Genomic DNA, 18,692 nt, shown 5'->3' with positions numbered 1-18,692 from the left:
CCCCCCCCCCCCCCCGCGCGCCCCCCCCCCCGCCCCCCCCCCCCCGAGGCCGCGTCGGACGCGCCGCCCGCGGCACCCCCGGCAGCCGGGCCGGACGCCTGGGCACCGGACGTACCGGCCGCGCCGCCCGCCGCCGCCGACGCGCTCGACCCCGAACTCGCCCCACCCGCAGCGTCCTTGGTGGCGCCCTTGTCCCCCGACGCGCATCCGCCGAGCACCCCCACCAGCACCCCGACCGCCACTACGGCGGCCGCCCGCCGACCGATCCTGCCCATCGCCCGCTCCCTCCCGGTGTCCGTGACCCATCAAGATAGCCGTTCGCCCTCGGACCAGCCGCGGGCGGCCTCACCACCCGGGAACCACCGTCGCCCCAGGACCCCCAGCACCCCGGGAGCCTCACCGCCCCGGGAAACGGCACGGCGGCGGGAAACGGAACGGCGGTGGGCGGCGACCTCTCACGAGGCCACCACCCACCGCCGTCACGGTGTCACGCGGTCCGGGCGGTTCAGGCCGCCGGGGCCGGGAAGGTCGGGTACTCGACGCCCGAGATGTACTGGACGACCCGGACGACCTGGCACGAGTAGCCGAACTCGTTGTCGTACCACAGGTAGAGGATCGCGTTGTCGCCCTCGACCTTGGTGGCGCCGGCGTCCACGATCGAGGCGTGGCGCGAGCCGATGAAGTCGCTGGACACCGCGTCGGGCGAGTCGATGAAGTCGATCTGGCGCTTCAGCGGCGAGGTCAGCGAGACGTCGCGCAGGTAGTCCAGGACCTCCTCGCGGTTCGTCTCGCGCTTCAGCTGGAGGTTGAGGATGGCGATCGAGACGTCCGGCACGGGCACGCGGATCGAGCTGCCGGTGATCTTCGCCTTGAGGTCCGGCAGCGCCTTGGCGACGGCCGAGGCGGCACCGGTCTCGGTGATCACCATGTTCAGCGGTGCCGAGCGGCCGCGGCGGTCGGCCTTGTGGTAGTTGTCCAGCAGGTTCTGGTCGTTGGTGAACGAGTGGACGGTCTCCACGTGGCCGCGGACGACGCCGTACTCGTCCTCCATCGCCTTCAGCGGCGGGACGATCGCGTTGGTGGTGCAGGAGGCACAGGAGATGATCTGCTCGTCCGGCTTGATCATGTCGTGGTTGACGCCGTGGACGATGTTCGGGACGTCGCCCTTGCCCGGCGCGGTGAGCACCACCTTGGCGATGCCGGGGCGCAGGTGCTTCGACAGGCCCTCGCGGTCGCGCCAGCGGCCGGTGTTGTCGATCAGGATGGCGTCCTTGATCCCGTACTCCGTGTAGTCGACCTTGGTCGGGTCGTCGGAGTAGATCACGGTGATCTCGTTGCCGTTGGCGATGATCTTGTTGTTCGCCTCGTCGACGGTGATCGTGCCCTGGAACTGGCCGTGGATCGAGTCGCGGCGCAGCAGCGAGGCGCGCTTCACGAGGTCGTCGCCGCCGCCGTTGCGCACGACGATGGCCTTCAGGCGCAGGCCGTTGCCCGAGGCCTTCTCGATCAGCAGGCGGGCGACGAGGCGGCCGATGCGGCCGAACCCGTACAGCACGACGTCCTGGGCGGACCGGCGCTCCAGCTTGTTCTCACCGGTGGCGCCGGCGACGGCGCGGGCGGTGAACTCCTCCACCGTCAGGCCCTGGTCGTCGGCCCGGTAGGTGCTGGCCAGCATCCCGAGGTCGATCTGCGAGGGGCCGAGGTCCAGGGCGGTCAGCGCCTGGAGGAACGGCATGGTGTCGGTGACCGAGAGCTCCTCGCCGGCTATCTGGCGGGCGAAGCGGTGCGTCTTGAGGAGGCTGACCACCGACTTGTTCACCAGGGAACGGCTGTGCAGCAGGACGGTGACGTCCTTCTCGCGGTGCAGCCGCCCGATGATCGGGATCATCGACTCCGCGATCTCCTCGCGGTTCTTCCAGTCCGTGAACACGTCGTCGTTGACAGTCACAAGTCCATCTTTCGAGCTGAGGGTGTTGCCCACATGGTAGCTTCGCGGATTTTCGATCCGGCGGCCTCCCCCGGCCGGCGTTGACCGGGCGGCCCCCACGGCTCAAATTTGAACGCGTTCAATTCTCCGTGAACGCGTTCGGAATCGACGGGGGGAGAAACGGTGGAGACGGGTCGTCGAAGACGGCGGGCGACGCTCGGTCGAGCGCGCCTTCGGGGCGCCGGTGCCGGCGGCCGTCCTGGCCCAACCCGCCCTCGCGCTCGGGCTGTCCGGCTACCGCTACGGCACGCGGAACGTCCGCAGCGCGTGCCTGGCGGCGGGCGCCCCCGCCCTGCTGATCCTGCTGGGCGGCTGCGCCCGCCGGAACGCCGGGCAGCGCGTCCTCGCGGAGACGCGGTGGCTCGCGCAGGCGGCGGCGCGCTGCCTCGTGTGTTGTACGACACCCTTTTACGTGCTGCTGCTGATCCGCATGGCGACGGGCGCCCGCATGCCGGACCGCGGGCGGGTGCGACCACGGGGACGCCGGCGGGATCGCGCTGGGATTCTTCCGGTGCACGGCCGTCCTGGCGGGGCCCGCGCTGGTGCTCCTGCTCCTCCTGGCTCCGCACGCACTGCGCATCCGTCCGGTCAGGCCGACCGGACGGCCGGACGGACGCGCCCGGTCAGGCCGGGGCCCTCGGCGGGATCCGCTCCCCTCCGGACAACTCGTCCACCACACGCGCGAGTCCGTCACCGCCCGGTGCCATCGGTCCGCTCGCCACGACGCTCCCGCCGATCATCACCGCCGCGTGGTCGCAGAGCCGCTCGACCGGTGCCACGGCCGCACCGGCGAGCAGCACCGAGCCGCCGGCCGCGACGAACTGCGTCAGGACGGCCCCCATGACCGCCGCCGACCGCGCGTCCACCGCGTCGAACGGCTCGTCCACCAGCAGTAGTCGGGGGGCGTGGACCAGCGCGATGGCCAGCCCCATCCGTTTGCGCAGCCCGGGATCGTACTCCGGCGGCGACGCCCGCTGCGCGCCGTCGAGTTCGAGCAGGGCGAGCAGCGCCCCGGCGCGGGCCTCGGCCGCCGGCCCCTCCTCGCCGCACAACCGGCCGAGTGAGGAGAGCAGTTCGCGCCCCCGCGGCCACGGCGGCAGGGCCACCAAGTCCGGCACCAGCCCGACCGCCGGGCGGGCGCGCTGCGGATCCGTCCGGACGTCCGCCCCGAAGACCTCCGCCGTGCCCTTGTCCGGCCGCACCAGGCCCGCCGCCATCGCCAGCACGGTGCTCTTGCCGGCCCCGCGCGGACCCACCAGCCCGTAGCAGGACCCGCTCGGCACGCTCAGCTCCACCCCGGCCACGGCCGTCGTCCGCCCGAACCGCTTGCGCAGCCCCGACAACCGCAGTGCCGGCCCACGGACCGCCCCCATCCGCGCACTCCCGTCTCCTCGTCCCCGGCCACCGCACACCGATGGCCCCGGGATCGACGCTAGGCCGCCCGCGCCGGCGAAGGGATGTGCCTTTCTGCAGGGTTCGGGTGCACCTAGCTGCACCCCCGACGGAGAAATGTGCCGATCGGCAGGGTCGGCCGAGCCGGCGCACCGGGGCGACACGCCCCGCCGGGGTTGACCTTCACACCGGTGTGAGGGGGCACCATGGGCCCATGACCGACACTGGGTTCGACCCGTACGCGTTGCTGGAGGCAAGCAGGCTCGGGGTGCTCGCGACGATCAAGGGGGACGGGCGGCCGCAGTTGTCGCCCGTGCTGCCGTACTTCGACCGGGCGGCCGGGGTGGTCCTCGTCTCGACGACCGAGGGTCGGGCGAAGACCGCGAACCTGCGGCGCGATCCGCGGGCCGCGCTGGAGGTCACCGGGCCGGACGGCCGCTCGTGGGCCACGGCGGAGGGGACGGTCACGCTCACCGGGCCGGGGACGGACCCGCACGGGCCCGAGGTCGAGGCGCTCGTCGCGTACTACCGGACGGCCGCCGGGGAGCACCCGGACTGGGACGAGTACCGGGCGGTGATGGTGGCGGACCGGCGAGTGCTCGTCACCATGACGGTCGACCACGTGTACGGCGCGGACCTCGCCTGAGGACGAGCCCGGGAGACGCACCGGAAGACGCACCCGGAGACGCACCGGAAGACGAGCCGGGCACGGACCGAGGACGGACCGGCGACGGACCGGCGACGGACCGGCGACGGACCGGCGACGGACCGGCGACGAGGGCCCCGGGGCGCACGGCCCCGGGGCCCTCGCCCGTCAGCGGTGCCAGCCGCGTTCGGCGATGCGCAGGCCGGCCTGGAAGCGGCTGCGGGCGTCGAGGCGGCCCATCAGTTCGGCGACGACGCGGCGCGTGGTGCGGGTGGAGAGGTCGAGCCTGCGGGCGACGATCTCGTCGGTGTGCCCGTCGGCCAGGAGCTTGATGATCTCCCTTTCCTGGAGTGTGAGTTCGTTCCCGTCACGAGTCGCGCTCTCGCCGAACGGGGTCGCGTTCAGCCAGGTCTGCTCGAAGAGGGCGTAGGCGGCGGTGACCACGCCGGGGCTGCGGAGTTCGAGGGCTCCGAGGCGGCTGTTGGCGGGGTCGATGGGGACGAGGACGGTCTCCCGGTCGATGACGATCATCAGCAGGGGCACCGTGGGCACGGTCCGGGTCTGTCCGCCGAGCTCCGCCAGCCACCGGGCCGCGGCGAGGGTGGCGGGGTCGTTCCGGAAGCTGTCCTGGTAGATGCAGCGGATCGCGACGCCGCGTTCCAGCAGTTGCTGGTTGAGGGGCTTGCTCGCGGCCTTCGCGTCCGGCGTCTGGGCGCTGTTGGGATTGAGGGACACCATCTCCGTGCGGGTGGCGGCGGCGAGTTCCTCGATCCTCGCGCGGACCGCCTCGATCCCCTCGTGCCGGGTGATCGACTCCCGGGCGCGGGCGCCGTCGTGTTCCGCGGCGATCGTGGCGACGGCCGCCCTGGTGGCCTCGATCCGGCGTTGCCGGTCCGCGAGTTCGGCCTCGGCGCGGGCGAGCAGGGTGGCCAGCCCGACCGACGGGCTGATCGGCAGCAGCTCGTCGGCCGGGCCGTCGGCCGGGCGGAGGAGCGCAAGATCGGCCAGCTCGTCCAACGCCGATCTGACGTGACGCTCCGTCAGTGTCAGGTGGGCGGCGATGTCCGCGAGCTTCCAGCTCGGCTGGGCGAGCAGGGTCCGGTAGACCCGCTCAGCGTCGGACGACAGCCCCAAAGGCTCCAACATCCCTGTAACTCCCCCGAGTTGATTCCGGTACGCCGCTCCCCCGCGGCTCGGTCAGCACGATTGTGCGCCCGGCGGGGAGCCCCGGCAACGACTTACTGTCAGGATGCGGCCAGGCCGCTTGCTGAACCGCCGCCGACCGTGACAGCAGTCGGGCGGGCAGGCAGAGTAATTCCCGTCGGAGCGGGCGACCGGGACGGAACGCGGGAAGCGGGAATTCCGGATCGATCAGGCGCTCACACCAGCCACGGTGGAATTCCCCGGAATCCGCCGACCGTTCATGAGGGGAATAGTCATGTCGAAGCTGAGGACCGTCATCGCGGGATTCGCCGTTGCCGCCGCTGTCGCCATCGCCGGTACCGCGGCGAGCGCGGTCGCGGGCGGCGCGGCGGACGGGACGACCGGCCGGGCGCCGGCGGAGGTCCGCATCCACACCGACGCCGGGGCGCCCGTCGGCGGGGCGGAGTGGGGCTGCGTCGGAGGCTGCTCCAAGCCGCTGCCGTCCGGCGCGCCGACCCCGGCAGCCGACCCGGACCCGACCCCGGCAGCCACCCCCGACCCGACTCCGGCGGACACGCCCGCCGGCACCCCGACCACACCGCAGGCGCCGGCCGCACCGCAGGGCTGAGCCCGTTGTACCTGGTCACGGTCCGACTGGTGGCGACCGGCCGGACCGCTGACACCGACCACTTCACCCCACCGGGCCCGCCGCACCCGACGCGCCCGCACCTGACCGACACCGCCCTCGCCGCCCTCATCCGGCGGCACGCCCGGCCCTGCGACGGCCTGGAGCACCTGCGGGTGCGCGGCACCGCACACCGGTTCGACGTCGCGGCCTTCGTGAGCGCCGAGAACGCCGCCGCCGCCCGCACCGCGACGCACGCGATCTGTGCGCGCATTCTCGCCGAATCCCCCGCGCTGCACGGCTGGCGCGTCGCCGGCGACATTCCGGCGCCCTGGATTCTCTGAACTCCCCTTCTTTCCGTCGCATTTCGAAAGTCCGACCAAATATCGCTCCACCGTGCCCGAAACCGCCCGGACCGGCTCTTCCGTGCCGCCCGGTCGCACCGCCCTGGACGAATTCCGAAAGGACACCCAGAAAATGACCGCCGTTTCCCGCCGCCTCGCCGCCGCACTCGCCGCCGTCGCCGTCGCCGGAGCCCTGTTCACCGCCACCGTGTCACCGGCCGAGGCCGGCACGCCCGGCTCCGCCATCGTCACCCAGGCCCGAGCACACATCGGGCAGCACCGCACGGACTTGGGCTTCCCGTCCGAGGAGTGGTGCGCCGATTTCGCCCTCAAGATCTGGCGCGACGCCGGCGTGGAGAACCTGAGCGGCCTCGGCAGTTCCGTGCAGAGCTTCAAGGACTACGGGACCCGCAACAACACCACCTCGAACACCCCGCACGTGGGCGACGCCGCCGTCCACAAGACGGCGACCATCTCGCACGTGCAGATCGTCATCGGAGTCTCCGCGGACGGCAACATGATCCAGACCATCGGCGGCAACGAGGGCAGCAACAACCTCGAAACCAGCTGGGTCAAATTCGAGGACTGGCACGACTGGCACACCCAGCCCACCGTCTTCGTCAGCCCGGTCGGTCTGACCAACAGCCGCCTGCCGGCCTCGCTGGCGGGTGACGGCCGGGCGTCGGTGGTGAGCGACTCGGCGGACGGGACGCTCACGGCCTGGCACAACGCGGCCGGGTTCGCCCAGATGCCGTTCGACACCTCGGCCGTCATCGGGCAGGGCTTCACCGACCCCACCCGCGTCAAGTTCGCCGACCTCGACGGCGACGGACGCACCGACCTCATCTACGTCCAGCCCGCAAACAACCCCCAGAACGACCCCGAGGGCACCCTGCGCGCCTGGCACAACGACGGCGGCGTGAACACCATGCCCTTCGGCAACTCCGTCATCATCGGGCAAGGCTTCATGGACCCCACCCGCGTCAAATTCGCCGACCTCGACGGCGACGGGCGCGCCGACCTCATCTACGACCAGCCCGCGAACAACCCCCTCAACGACGCCGACGGCACCCTGCGCGCCTGGCACAACGACAACGGCTTCACCACCGCCCCCTTCGGCGACAGCGTGATCATCGGCCAGGGCTTCATGGACCCCACCCGCGTCAAGTTCGCCGACCTCGACGGCGACGGACGCGCCGACCTCATCTACGACCAGCCCGCGAACAACCCCCAGAACGACGCCGACGGCACCCTGCGCGCCTGGCACAACGACAACGGCATGAACACCATGCCCTTCGGCAACTCCATCATCATCGGCCAGGGCTTCACCAACCCCACCAGCACCTACTTCGCCTGAGCCCCCAGCCGAGCACCCGGGGCGGCGGCCTCACCCGAAGCCGCCGCCCCCGCCCATGCCATCAGCCGATACCTCGCCGACAGGAGTTCCGTCATGCTCTCCCTCCGTTCCCGCGCCACCCGCTTCGCCGCCAAGTCCCTTGCCGTGCTCGCCCTTTCGTCCAGCGCCTTCGGCGCCGCCGCCCCGGCCTCCGCCACCGCGAACGCCACCGCCGCCACCGGGATAGACCTCTGCGCCCAGGTCGCCAAGCAGGCCGGCTTCAGCCGCGACACCCTCGTCACCGCGATCGCCGTCGCCATGGCCGAGTCGCACTGCAACCCGCAGGCTAGCCACGTGAACTCCAACGGCACGGTGGACTACGGGCTCTGGCAGATCAACACCGTCCATCCCCAGGCCCAGGACCCGAACTGCCGTTTCGACCCGCAGTGCAACGCCAACGCGGCCTGGGAGATATCGAAGCACGGGACGAACTTCTGCCCGTGGTCGACCTACGACTCCACGATCTGCACGACCTGGGTCCACAACAACGCCTACAGGACCTACCTCGCAGCGGCGCAGGCCGCCGCCGCCCGGGTATCGGGGGGCGGTTCCGCCTCGCTGGCGGGTGACGGCCGGGCGTCGGTGGTGAGCGACTCGGCGGACGGGACGCTCACGGCCTGGCACAACGCGGCCGGGTTCGCCCAGATGCCGTTCGACACCTCGGCCGTCATCGGGCAGGGCTTCATGGACCCCACCCGCGTCAAGTTCGCCGACCTCGACGGCGACGGACGCGCCGACCTCATCTACGACCAGCCCGCAGGCAACCCCCAGAACGACCCCGAGGGCACCCTGCGCGCCTGGCACAACGACGGCGGCATGAACACCATGCCCTTCGGCAACTCCGTCATCATCGGCCAGGGCTTCATGGACCCCACCCGCGTCAAATTCGCCGACCTCGACGGCGACGGACGCGCCGACCTCATCTACGACCAGCCCGCAAACAACCCCCAGAACGACCCCGCCGGCACACTCCGCGCCTGGCACAACGACAACGGCATGAACACCATGCCCTTCGGCAACAGCGTGATCATCGGCCAGGGCTTCACCAACCCCACCAGCACCTACTTCGCCTGAGCCCCAGCCCCCGCCCGCAGCCCCCAGCCCGCAGCCCCACCCCCCGGAAGCCACCTGGCCACCCCAGGTGGCTTCCGCCGTCGGCCGCCCCCGAAAGCGCTCACCCCAGCTGGGCCAGGCCCTCGGTGGCGATGCGCTCGAACACGGCGAGGTCGGCGGCGAAGCACGTGTCCGGGATCGGCCAGTGCACGACCAGCTCGGTGATCCCCAACTCCCGGTACGTTCCCGCCCATTGGACGAAGGCGTCGAGTGAGTCGAGCGGCCGCTCGCTGGTGAAGCCCTGGAGGAGCAGCCGGTCGAGCGAGGCTGCATCCCGCCCCTCGGCCTCGCACGCGGCGGTGAGCTTCGCGAGCTGTGCGGCGACGACGCCCGGGGCCCGCTCCGCCGGGACGTCCGGGTCGGCCGGGTCCCCGCAGGTGACCCAGCCCTGGCCGTACCGGGCGGCGAGCCGCAGCCCGCGCGGGCCGGTCGCGGCCACGCAGAAGGGCACGCGCGGGCGCTGGACGCAACCGGGGATGTTCCGGGCCTCGACGGCCGCGTAGTAGCGGCCGTCCCGCGTGGTCGCGTCCCGGCGCAGCAGCGCGTCCAGGAGCGGCACGAACTCGCCGAAGCGGTCGGCCCGTTCCTTCGGGGACCACTCCTCGTGCCCGAGCACCTGCGCGTCGAAGCCCGTCCCGCCGGCGCCGATGCCGACGGTGAGGCGTCCGCCCGAGACGTCGTCGAGCGTGATCAACTCCTTGGCCAGGGTGACCGGGTGGCGGAAGTTGGGGTTGGTGACGAGGGTCCCGAGGCGGATGCGTTCGGTCGCGGTGGCCGCCGCCGTCAGGGTGGGCAGCGCGCCGAACCAGGGTTCGTCGCGGAACGACTGCCACGACAGGTGGTCGTAGGTGTAGGCGGCGTGGAAGCCGAGCTCTTCGGCCCGCCGCCAGAGCTTCTGTCCCTCGCCCCACCGGTGGACGGGGAGGATCACGGTGCTGAGGCGCATGCGGCCGACTGTAGCCCGGCGGTTCCGCGCGCCGGCGGCGACAGGCCCGGTCGACGGTCGGCCCTCGTGGGGCGGCGCCCCTGGCCGCAGCGCCGTCGGCCGGGTGGAAGCGGTGCCTCCACTCCTCCGTCGCTGTCCTCAACTACCCGTCTCCTCGTATCCGTTCCGCGCCGTCACGCGCAGCAGTGGATCCGGGAAGCCGACCGCCCCGACACAGCGGTGAACCCCTATCCGACCGCCCCCACCCCACTACCGGGCGCTCCGCGGGCATGCGAAAGGGGACGGCCCTCCTGGTGCGGGAGGGGGGCCGTCCCCGATGTCTTCACCTCACGTCAGAAGTGCCGCAGCAGCTCGCCGAAGCGCGCCAGTCGCAGCGTCGCGTCCTCGGGTCGCAGCTCTTCGTGCTCCATGACCCAGGTGTGCTCGTGCGGGATGAAGACGGCCTTCAGCCCGGCACGGACGGCGGGCAGGATGTCCGACTTGGGCGAGTTGCCGATCATCCAGGTGCGGCCGGCGTCCAGGCCGAGCTCGGCGGTGAGCCGCCGGTAGGTGTCCTCGTCCTTCTCCGGCACGATGTGGACGCTCCGGAAGTGGTGGGCGACGCCGGAGGCGTCCACCTTCCACTGCTGTTCCTCCACCGCTCCCTTGGTGAGCAGCAGCAGCTCGTGGCGCGGGGCGAGGGCGGCGAGCGTCTCGGCGACGCCCTCGATCAACTCGACCCGACGATCCGTCAGCGGCCGCAGCAGCTCGGTGATCCGGGCGTCGTCCTCATCCGTCGCCACCCGGCCGCGGACCTCCTGGAGGCACTCGCGCAGGCTCAGCCGGAACACCTCGGAGCCGTAGCCGTGCGCCGCCACGTTCCGCGCCTCGATAGCGTCGAGCAGGACCCTCGTCCGCGCCTCGCCCCCGGGGGCGGCCACCCAGTCGATGAAGCCGTCGATGACGCGCTCGAAGAGAACGTTGTTCTCCCACAGTGTGTCGTCGGCGTCGAAGACGAGCGTCTGGCCCTTGAGCATCTGCTCCACTGATCCACCTCACGTGTACGGCAGGACGCCCGACGCTACCCGTTCCGCTTCCGCCCGCCACCCGATTTTCCCGGCCGCCCGGCACCGCGCTCAGGCCCCCAGCAGCCGCCCGGCGCGGTCGATCGTCTCCCGGAAGTTCGCCTCCGTGGTCCGCTCCCGGGCCTGCGCCACGGTGAGCCACTCCAGCGGCGACTGCGGGTTCTCCGGCCGTACGGCCTCGGGCGTCGCGGTGGCCAGCAGGAAGCGCAGGTCCGCGTGCTCGTGCGCCGGTTCGCGGGTCGAGGCGGGCACCGGCACCACGGCGACGTGCACGAGCGCCGCGTCGGGCCAGGGCGCGAGGTCCGTCAGCCCGGTCTCCTCCAGCCCCTCCCGCAGCGCGACCGCCAGGGCCTCCGTCTCCCCGGGATCGCCGTGCCCGCCGACGTGCAGCCACGCCTGCTGCCGAACGTGCCACCGCAGCAGCACCCGCCCGCTCTCCGGGTGCACGATCAGCGCGGACGCCGTGAAGTGCAGCGGCGTCCCGCGGTCCCACGCGTCCACGCCGCTCCCGAGGAGCCCGCGCGCCCGCTCGACGTCCGCCGCCTCGGCCGCTCCCCGCGCCCGGTACTCCCCGAGGAGTTCCGCAGGCCCCGTCCCACTCACCACGCCGACACCCTCCACACGCCCCTTGCCCCGCAAGCCCGTTGACCACGTCAGCCCCCACCGTACCGGGCACGCGCGCTCCCCCGGCCGAATTGAATCCGGGCCGGCCGTCGCCCCTACGGCCGTGTGAACGTCACGTGCGTGACGCCGCTCGGGGTCGTGACCGACTCCACCTGGAAGCGCTCCTCCAGGCCCTCCAGGCCGTCCCACAGGCGCTCGCCGCGGCCGAGGACGATGGGGACGACCACGACGTGGAGGTGGTCGACCAGGTCCGCGGCGAGGAAGGCGCGGACGGTGCTCGGGCCGCCGCCGATCCGCACGTCCAGGCCGCCCGCGGCCTCGCGCGCCCGGTGGAGCACCTCGTGCGGGGTGCCGTCGACGAAGTGGAAGGTGGTGCCGCCGTCCATCTCGACGGACGGGCGCGGGTGGTGGGTGAGGACGAACACCGGGGTGTGGAACGGCGGGTTGGCGCCCCACCAGCCGGTCCAGTCGTGGTCCTCCCAAGGCCCCTGCTGGGGGCCGAACTTGCGGCGTCCCATGATCTCCGCCCCGATGCCCTCACCCCACGCGCGCGCCACGGCGTCGTCGACGCCCGTGCTGCCGCCCTCGGCCCCTTGCATCTCGCGGAACGTCCGGGTCCCGAAGAACCACTGGTGGAGCCGCGTCCCGGCGTGGCCGAACGGCTGGTCGAGGCTCTGGCCCTCACCGGTGCCGTAGCCGTCGAGGGAGATCGAGAAGTTGTGGACTCGCACGCGGGACACGACGTGGCCTCCTGCCATCGATCCGGGGTGCGGCGGCTCACCGCACTCACCGCTGCCGAGCGTAACCGCGCCCGGCACCGGATCCCGGCAGCCCCCGGCCGCGCGTCGTACCGCCCGCTCCGCCGGAGACCCTCCGTCAGGCTCGCCGCACGCCTGCGGCGAGGGCGGCGGCCAGGGACTGGACGGCGGTCAGGCCGGCCGGGAGGTCCGGGGCGTCGAGGAGGAGCTTGACGAAAGCCGAGCCGACGATCACGCCGTCGGCGAAGCCGGCGACCTCGCGGGCCTGTTCGGCGGTGGAGACGCCGAGGCCGACGCAGGCGGGCAGGTCGGTCGTGGTGCGGGTGCGGCGGACGAGATCCTGGGCCTGGTCGCCGACCGACGTGCGGGGTGCCGATGACGCCCATGAGCGAGGCCGCGTAGAGGAATCCGCAGCCGGCGGCCGTGATGGTGGCCAGGCGGGCGTCCCGGCTGCTGGGGGCGACGACGAAGACGGTCGCCAGGTTGTGCCTGGCCGCGTGCTCGCGCCGCAGCGCGGACTCCTGGACCGGCAGGTCGGGCAGGATGCAGCCCGCGCCGCCCGCCGCCGCCAGTTCGGTGGTGAAGCGCTCGACGCCGTAGCGGTCGACGGGGTTCCAGTAGGTCATGACCAGGACCGGCGCGCCGGTCGCCTCGTACGCCTCGCGCACGGTGCGCAGCACGTCGGCGATCTTCACGCCGCCGCGCAGGGCGATGTCGTCGGCAGTCTGGATGACCGCGCCGTCCAGGACGGGGTCGCTGTGCGGCAGGCCGGCCTCGACGACGTCGGCGCCGCCCGCCAGGACGGCCTTGACCGCGTCGATGGCGCCGTCCACGGTCGGGAAGCCAGCCGGGAGGTAGGCGACCAGGGCCGCCCGGTCCTCGGCGCGGGCCTTCGCGAGGGTGGCGCTCAGCGGCTCCGGGTTCCCGGTGTGCTCGGTGCTCACTTGGTCGTGCCCTCTGCGGTGCCCTCGTACAGGCCGAAGTAGCGCGCGGCCGTGTCCATCTCCTTGTCGCCGCGTCCGGACAGGTTGACCACGATGAGGCCGTCCGGCCCCAGTTCCCTGCCCAGGTCGAGGGCGCCGGCCAGCGCGTGGGCGCTCTCGATGGCCGGGATGATGCCCTCGGTGCGGGAGAGCAGGCGCAGGGCTTGCATCGCGGCGTCGTCCGTGACGGCGCGGTACTCGCCGCGGCCGCTGTCCTTGAGGTAAGAGCGCTCGGGGCCGATGCCGGGGTAGTCCAGGCCGGCCGAGATCGAGTACGGCTCGGTGATCTGGCCCTCCTCGTCCTGGAGGACGTAGGAGCGGGAGCCGTGCAGGACGCAGAGCTCGCCGGCGGTCACGGTGGCCGCGTGCTCGCCGGTCTCGACGCCGTGTCCGGCGGGCTCGAAGCCGACCAGGCGGACGCCGGCGTCCGGGACGAAGGCGTGGAAGAGGCCGATGGCGTTGGAGCCGCCGCCGACGCAGGCCGCGACGGCGTCGGGCAGGCGCCCGGTGCGCTCCAGGATCTGGCGCCGGGCCTCGACGCCGATGACGCGGTGGAAGTCGCGGACCATGGCTTCGTGTTTACAACAGGCGCGTATACCGCAGGTCAGAGCCCCTCCCCCGGCCTCCGGGAGCACGGCAAGCTGATCACGAGAGAAGGCGACCGGAACAGCTCGGTCCGCATTTCACCAGATCACCCAGAACAGGATCACCCCCATGCAGTCGCTCTCCGTGCGCATCGCCCTCGTGGTCTCCACCCTCACTGCTGCGCTCGCGCTCTTTATCAGCCACACCGACGCCGATTCGGCCACCCCCCGCGTCATCGCCGACAACGGCTGGTCCTAACCGCCCCCTCCCCTCCCCTCCCCCACCCCACCCCGCCCCCCGCGTCGAGCGGGCCCGGGAGCCGCCCCCTCCGCCGCACCCATCACCCCCCAGCCGGCCAGCCGGCCAGCCGAGAGGCCAACGCAAACCCACCAGCTCACGGTGTATCAAAAAGGCCGTTCCCACACACAGCAGAACGGCCTACGCCCTGCGAAAGCAACGCGGGATGACACGATTTGAACCCGCGTTGGCGAAGGCTCAGGTGTTCGGGTACGAGCTCAGGCTCTCCGTTGTAGGTTTGGCCCTGTCATCAGCGCGGCCCGCCGGGCTTCCCTCCAGGGACATGCCCCCACCCGCACGAGTCACTTCGTGCTGCCTGGGAGCATTCCTTGCTGTTCCGCGACTCCGCGTCCGCGGTCGCCGCCGAGAGCCTGGCCGGATCACTGTTCGTGCGCCTCATCGACCAGTTCGTCCACAAGCACGGCCACAAGCCCAGCCCGTCCGAGGTGCGTTCGTGGGAACGGAGCATCCCGGTCCTGACCAATGCTCTGCTGGACGCCGGGCTCGGCATGGTGGAGGTGCTCCTCGAGTACTCGCTTCCGCTCAACAGCAAGCGCGCGGACGTCATACTCGCCGGCGTCCACCCGGGCACGGGCGCACCGTCGTACGTGGTGGTCGAGCTCAAGCAGTGGAGCAGCGCGCTTCCGGAGGACGGCGAGCCGCTGCTCTGCCGGGTCGACGCGTACACCCGACCGGTGCTGAACCCGATCGAGCAGGTCCGCGGCTACTGCGACTACCTCGTCTCCTTCAATGGCGCACTCGCCGCTCATCCCGAGCAGCTGTCCGGCGTGGCCTTCCTCCACAATGCGACGGAGTTCGGCGTCCAGGGCCTCTACGAGGTGCCGCAGGACGAGCGCGGCCGGCTCTTCACCGCCGAGCGCCGCGGGGAGTTCGTCCAGTACCTCCGCTCGAAGCTGAAGCCGGTCTCCGGCGCAGAGGCGGCAGATCAGTTGCTCGCGGGCAAGGTGGCCCCGTCCAAGCAGCTGATGGCGGTCGCCGCCGAAGAGGTCCGCGAGCGCGAGCAGTTCGTCCTGCTGGACGAGCAGAAGGTCGCCTACGAGCTGGTGCTGCGCGCGGTCCGTCGGGCGCAGCAGTCCGACCACAAGGAGGTCGTCGTCATCACGGACGGCCCCGGCACCGGGAAGAGCGTCATCGCGCTGTCCCTCCTCGGCGATCTGTACCGGCGTGGCGTCACGGCTCTGCACGCGACCGGGTCCAGCTCGTTCACCACCACCATGCGTCGGGTCGCCGGCGCACGGAAACGTGCGGTCCAAGACCTGTTCAAGTACTTCAACAGCTTCATGACCGCCGAGCGCAACGGGCTGGACGTGCTGATCTGCGACGAGGCCCACCGGATCCGGGAGACGTCGGCGAACCGCTACACCCGGGCCGCCCAGCGCACCGGCAAGCCCCAGATCGAGGAGCTGATCGACGCCGCCCGAGTGCCCGTGTTCCTGCTGGACGAGCACCAGGTCGTCCGGCCGGGCGAGATGGGCACCGTGGCCCAGATCCGGGCCGCCGCCGTGAAGGGCCTGGACTGCCAAGTGGTCGAACTGGACAGCCAGTTCCGCTGCGGCGGCAGCGACGCCTACCTGCACTGGGTGGTACGCCTCCTGGACCTCGAACCCGGCGGCCCCGTCGATTGGGAGCCCGACGGCAAGGTCGCCCTGGAGGTGGCCGACAGCCCCCAGGAGCTGGAGGCCTTCCTCGACGCCCGGCGTGCGGAGGGATACGGCGCCCGCATGTCGGCCGGATACTGCTGGAAGTGGACCACGAAGGTCGCTCCCGGAGACCTGCTCCCCCTCGACGTGCACATCGGTGACTGGGCCCGGCCGTGGAACGTCTACGGCGACCGCTCTATCGCCGGCGCCCCTCCCGCCGCACTCTGGGCCACCGACCCGGCCGGCTTCGGCCAGGTCGGCTGCGTGTACACGGCCCAGGGCTTCGAGTACGACTGGAGCGGCGTCATCCTCGGGCCGGACCTCGTCTGGCGGACCGACCGGTGGATCACCGACCGGACGGCGTCGAAGGACCCCGTCTTTCGCAAGTCCACCACCGACGCCGACATCGACCGCCTGATCCGCAACACCTACAAGGTGCTGCTGACGCGAGGAATGATCGGTACAGTCGTGTACTCGACGGACCCGGAGACCCGCGCCAAGTTGCGGGACCTGGTCACCGGGCAGCAGACGGGCCGGATCGAAGCAGCGCACGACCGCGGCCGATTGCCACTCACTGATCACACGTGAGGCAATCGGGACGAACCAGTCTGCACGGTCGGGGACAGCCGTGCAGGCTGGAGTCGGACGGCACATGACCACCGCTGATGGGTCGGCGATCGGACGGCCCGCTCTCAGCCGACAGGAGCCGGCCCCAGAGCCGCTCGGGGCGTACCGCGGAAGACCTGTTCGGCGTGCCACTCCCGGTGTCGCCCGGCGACCGATGGAATCCCTGCCTGTGGGCCGATGACCGGCGCCATCAGCAAGAAGGCCGCTGACCTGGGATTTCTCCCGGCCAACGGCCTTCCGACACAATGTCGGGACGACAGGATTTGAACCTGCGACCCCTTGACCCCCAGTTAAGGGGTTCAACTATTGTCGACAGCCGGGACCTCAAGGTCCCGGCTTCTTTGTTGCTCAACTACCATGATGTGCACGTGAGTTGGAGACTCTCAGCGGAAGCGATGTCACGAACTGCTGACGGTGGCCCAGTGTTTACTTTGCGCACAAGCGTCCGTTTTCGCCCACCAGCGTTCATGAGCGCTCAGCTCGCATGGTCCCAAAGTGGTCCCAGGGCCAGCGACCCGGTCGTAGCTACTGCCGGTGACCGAGATCTGTCGGCCCTTCAGCAACCACCTTCGCGCGCGCCCGACAGCCGCTGCGTCGACGGCGTTGGTCGACTCGCGGGGCCGGCTTCTGCAGTCGGATCACGGTCCCCTACCCACCGGCTACGGATGGTGATCTTCCTGGTGGTGTGTCGTCTTGAGCGTGTCTTCGCCACGTGGTTCTGAGTGCTTCGCGCACCGCCCCGCACGCTCTACCACCACACCCGACACTGCAGTCACTCTTGCCCCAGAGGCACCACTCAGTCCGAGAGAAGGGGAAGCTCATGGGACAGCGTGCGCAGCGTGGTCGGGCGTACCGGCGGTGTGGTTGTTCGGACGGTCACGGGAGGCAGTTGGGTCCGTGGTGTGTGCGGTTGTTGGAGGAGGCGGGTCACGGGTCGTGGACGTACTGCGTCGACCTGGCCCCGGAGGACAGGAAGCGAAAGACCCGCCGACGCGGCGGGTTCGCCACCCGCGCCGAGGCGGCCCGGGAGATGAAGGCGGTGCTGAACGGTGAGCTGCGCGGGGTCTATGAGGACCGGCGCATGACCATGGCGAGTTTCCTGCGGCAGTGGCTGGCCGCGAAGAAGGAGGAGCTCGCGCCGAACACCTACGCCGGCTACGAGGCGTGCGTGGAGCGGGACCTGATCCCCGCGTTCGGCCACTACCGGCTGCCCGACCTGCGCCCGAAGCACATCGAGCGCTGGATCGCCGCCCAGCGCAAGGCCAAGCGCGGCAAGGTCACCGTCTACCGGATCGTCTCCACCCTGCGCAACGCCCTCAACCACGCCGTCCGCTCCTGGGGGCTGCGCTACAACCCCGCCAAGCACTCCGTCCCCGCCCGGCCCCGCGCCGCCGAGCGCACCTGCTGGACCCCCGACGAAGCCGCGACGTTCCTGCGCCACGGCGCCGAGCAGTACGCCGATCAGCTGACCGACCTGTTCGAGGTCATGCTCGGCACCGGCATGCGCCGCGGCGAGATCCTCGCCCTGCACTGGTCCGATGTGCACCTCATGGACCGTAAGCTCTACGTCCGCTGGACCCTCGCCGCCATCGACAACGGGAAGATTCACCTCCGCGAGCCGAAGACCGAGGCCAGCCGCGCCTGGATCAGCCTCTCCCCCAGAGTCATGACCGCCATCCACCGCCAGGCCGCGATCCAGATGCGCGCCCACCCCGAGAGCCGGTTGGAGGGCCTGGTCTTCTCCCACCCGGGCGGTACGCCGCTGCGCCCCCAGTGGGTCCTGGACCAGCTCCGCAAGCGCTCCGCCGAGCTCGGCCTCCCCCGCATCGGCCTGCATGACCTGCGCCACACGGCGGCCAGCATCATGATCGCCGAGAACATCCCCCTCGCGATCGTGTCCAAGACCCTTCGGCACTCCACCCTGGCGATCACCATCAACCTCTACGGCCACCTCCTCAAGGACTCCGCCGACGAAGCCGTTACAGCGCTCGCCTCCGCCCTCGACCGGGCGGACGCCAACGTGGCGGGCCCGGCCGATCCCGCCATCGGTCACTGCCTCGGACAGGCGGCGTGAGCCAGTCGGCACTCCTCGCGTCAGGCCCTCGTGCCCGGCCGAGGATCGGCGAGCTCCGAATCGCCTGAGCGAGCCTCCTCGGCCGGGCCTTCTGCCGAGTCCTGCTGGAGGAGTTCGAGAAGGTCCTGTGCTGCCCCGTCCGGCAGGGTGACCGCTTCTGGGACCGCCAGCCGGGCGTCACGCCGCAGGGATTCCTCCTCGAAGATGGCCACAGTGAGCCAGGCGAACGTGTCGTCGTCGAGCATGTCGGGGCAGCAGGCGGCTGAGTCCGCGAGCCGCTCAGCGTCGGGGAAGGCGACCGAAGCGGCCCCCGGCAAGCTGCCGTGGGGGGGGGGGGGGGGGGCCCCCCGCTCCGCGAGCCACACAACGGCGAACACAGAGCCCTGCCACACCGCTCCGACTCTCAGGAAGCGCGCCGCTTTCGGTG

At 71.5% G+C, this 18,692-nt stretch carries 16 protein-coding genes and 2 pseudogenes; 8 read left to right on the top strand and 10 right to left on the bottom strand.

The features are described from left to right. Positions 1–505: 505 nt before the first annotated feature. On the bottom strand, positions 506–1,948 hold the full coding sequence (locus tag ACFV4G_RS35375; protein ID WP_380446290.1) for a glyceraldehyde-3-phosphate dehydrogenase: 1,443 nt from the start codon (positions 1,946–1,948) through the stop codon (positions 506–508). Between the two features lie 662 nt (positions 1,949–2,610). After that, the gene (locus tag ACFV4G_RS35370) at positions 2,611–3,360 is read right to left on the bottom strand and encodes an ATP-binding cassette domain-containing protein (protein WP_380446289.1); all 750 of its coding nucleotides are present in this window, start codon (positions 3,358–3,360) and stop codon (positions 2,611–2,613) included. Positions 3,361–3,593: 233 nt separating this feature from the next. On the opposite strand from ACFV4G_RS35370, the gene ACFV4G_RS35365 reads away from it, so the two are divergent. Further along, positions 3,594–4,025 (top strand): PPOX class F420-dependent oxidoreductase, encoded by a 432-nt coding sequence (locus ACFV4G_RS35365; RefSeq protein WP_380446288.1) that lies wholly within the window; start codon positions 3,594–3,596, stop codon positions 4,023–4,025. 168 nt (positions 4,026–4,193) lie between these two features. On the opposite strand, the gene ACFV4G_RS35360 is transcribed toward ACFV4G_RS35365, so the two are convergent. Then, a complete protein-coding gene (locus ACFV4G_RS35360; protein WP_380446287.1) occupies positions 4,194–5,171 on the bottom strand; it encodes a LuxR C-terminal-related transcriptional regulator in 978 nt (325 codons plus the stop codon). A gap of 292 nt (positions 5,172–5,463) precedes the next feature. Between ACFV4G_RS35360 and ACFV4G_RS35355 the strand changes: the two genes are divergently transcribed. From ACFV4G_RS35355 to ACFV4G_RS35340, 4 genes are all read left to right on the top strand, one after another. Next, positions 5,464–5,796, top strand: a complete 333-nt coding sequence (locus tag ACFV4G_RS35355) for a hypothetical protein (RefSeq protein ID WP_380446286.1) — start codon at positions 5,464–5,466, stop codon at positions 5,794–5,796. Positions 5,797–5,825: 29 nt separating this feature from the next. Further along, a complete protein-coding gene (locus tag ACFV4G_RS35350; RefSeq protein ID WP_380446285.1) occupies positions 5,826–6,137 on the top strand; it encodes a hypothetical protein in 312 nt (103 codons plus the stop codon). Positions 6,138–6,270: 133 nt separating this feature from the next. Next, positions 6,271–7,494 (top strand): CHAP domain-containing protein, encoded by a 1,224-nt coding sequence (locus ACFV4G_RS35345; protein WP_380446284.1) that lies wholly within the window; start codon positions 6,271–6,273, stop codon positions 7,492–7,494. 93 nt (positions 7,495–7,587) lie between these two features. Continuing rightward, positions 7,588–8,607 (top strand): transglycosylase SLT domain-containing protein, encoded by a 1,020-nt coding sequence (locus tag ACFV4G_RS35340; RefSeq protein WP_380446283.1) that lies wholly within the window; start codon positions 7,588–7,590, stop codon positions 8,605–8,607. A gap of 100 nt (positions 8,608–8,707) precedes the next feature. On the opposite strand, the gene ACFV4G_RS35335 is transcribed toward ACFV4G_RS35340, so the two are convergent. The 6 genes and pseudogenes from ACFV4G_RS35335 to ACFV4G_RS35310 all read right to left on the bottom strand — a co-directional run. Next, entirely contained in the window at positions 8,708–9,592 is an 885-nt protein-coding gene (locus tag ACFV4G_RS35335) for an LLM class flavin-dependent oxidoreductase (RefSeq protein WP_380446282.1), read from the bottom strand. A gap of 332 nt (positions 9,593–9,924) precedes the next feature. Continuing rightward, on the bottom strand, positions 9,925–10,608 hold the full coding sequence (locus tag ACFV4G_RS35330) for an HAD family hydrolase (protein ID WP_380446291.1): 684 nt from the start codon (positions 10,606–10,608) through the stop codon (positions 9,925–9,927). 99 nt (positions 10,609–10,707) lie between these two features. Then, complete coding sequence (locus ACFV4G_RS35325; protein ID WP_380446281.1) at positions 10,708–11,262, bottom strand: NUDIX domain-containing protein; 555 nt, start codon at positions 11,260–11,262, stop codon at positions 10,708–10,710. A gap of 113 nt (positions 11,263–11,375) precedes the next feature. Beyond that, the gene (locus tag ACFV4G_RS35320; protein WP_380446280.1) at positions 11,376–12,020 is read right to left on the bottom strand and encodes a dihydrofolate reductase family protein; all 645 of its coding nucleotides are present in this window, start codon (positions 12,018–12,020) and stop codon (positions 11,376–11,378) included. Positions 12,021–12,156: 136 nt separating this feature from the next. Then, positions 12,157–12,982: pseudogene (trpA, locus tag ACFV4G_RS35315) on the bottom strand (tryptophan synthase subunit alpha). Then, positions 12,979–13,593, bottom strand: a pseudogene (locus ACFV4G_RS35310) (pyridoxal-phosphate dependent enzyme); the annotation flags it as partial. The pseudogenes ACFV4G_RS35310 and trpA, both read right to left, overlap by 4 nt. A gap of 142 nt (positions 13,594–13,735) precedes the next feature. Between ACFV4G_RS35310 and ACFV4G_RS35305 the strand changes: the two are divergent. The 3 genes from ACFV4G_RS35305 (at position 13,736) to ACFV4G_RS35295 (ending at position 18,265) form a co-directional block, all read left to right on the top strand. Further along, a complete protein-coding gene (locus ACFV4G_RS35305; RefSeq protein WP_380446279.1) occupies positions 13,736–13,864 on the top strand; it encodes a hypothetical protein in 129 nt (42 codons plus the stop codon). Positions 13,865–14,232: 368 nt separating this feature from the next. Further along, a complete protein-coding gene (locus ACFV4G_RS35300; protein ID WP_380446278.1) occupies positions 14,233–16,152 on the top strand; it encodes a DNA/RNA helicase domain-containing protein in 1,920 nt (639 codons plus the stop codon). Positions 16,153–17,104: 952 nt separating this feature from the next. Next, complete coding sequence (locus ACFV4G_RS35295) at positions 17,105–18,265, top strand: tyrosine-type recombinase/integrase (RefSeq protein ID WP_380446277.1); 1,161 nt, start codon at positions 17,105–17,107, stop codon at positions 18,263–18,265. Between the two features lie 20 nt (positions 18,266–18,285). Here ACFV4G_RS35295 and ACFV4G_RS35290 read toward each other — a convergent pair whose 3' ends face one another. After that, on the bottom strand, positions 18,286–18,510 hold the full coding sequence (locus ACFV4G_RS35290; RefSeq protein WP_380446276.1) for a hypothetical protein: 225 nt from the start codon (positions 18,508–18,510) through the stop codon (positions 18,286–18,288). Positions 18,511–18,692 lie beyond the last annotated feature (182 nt).

This window comes from Kitasatospora sp. NPDC059747 (assembly GCF_042732955.1).
Classification (GTDB): Bacteria; Actinomycetota; Actinomycetes; order Streptomycetales; family Streptomycetaceae; genus Kitasatospora.
Note: the sequence above shows the minus strand (reverse complement) of the source record. Positions and strands in the feature narration are given on the sequence as shown.

Excerpts from the sequence above, each read along its gene's own strand:
- ACFV4G_RS35305 (WP_380446279.1), top strand. The coding sequence starts at position 13,736 with ATGCAGTCGCTCTCCGTGCGCATCGCCCTCGTGGTCTCCACCCTCACT.
- ACFV4G_RS35345 (WP_380446284.1), top strand. The coding sequence starts at position 6,271 with ATGACCGCCGTTTCCCGCCGCCTCGCCGCCGCACTCGCCGCCGTCGCC.
- ACFV4G_RS35335 (WP_380446282.1), bottom strand. The coding sequence starts at position 9,592 with ATGCGCCTCAGCACCGTGATCCTCCCCGTCCACCGGTGGGGCGAGGGA.
- ACFV4G_RS35340 (WP_380446283.1), top strand. The coding sequence starts at position 7,588 with ATGCTCTCCCTCCGTTCCCGCGCCACCCGCTTCGCCGCCAAGTCCCTT.
- ACFV4G_RS35290 (WP_380446276.1), bottom strand. The coding sequence starts at position 18,510 with ATGCTCGACGACGACACGTTCGCCTGGCTCACTGTGGCCATCTTCGAG.
- ACFV4G_RS35365 (WP_380446288.1), top strand. The coding sequence starts at position 3,594 with ATGACCGACACTGGGTTCGACCCGTACGCGTTGCTGGAGGCAAGCAGG.
- ACFV4G_RS35355 (WP_380446286.1), top strand. The coding sequence starts at position 5,464 with ATGTCGAAGCTGAGGACCGTCATCGCGGGATTCGCCGTTGCCGCCGCT.
- ACFV4G_RS35360 (WP_380446287.1), bottom strand. The coding sequence starts at position 5,171 with ATGTTGGAGCCTTTGGGGCTGTCGTCCGACGCTGAGCGGGTCTACCGG.
- ACFV4G_RS35330 (WP_380446291.1), bottom strand. The coding sequence starts at position 10,608 with ATGCTCAAGGGCCAGACGCTCGTCTTCGACGCCGACGACACACTGTGG.
- ACFV4G_RS35370 (WP_380446289.1), bottom strand. The coding sequence starts at position 3,360 with ATGGGGGCGGTCCGTGGGCCGGCACTGCGGTTGTCGGGGCTGCGCAAG.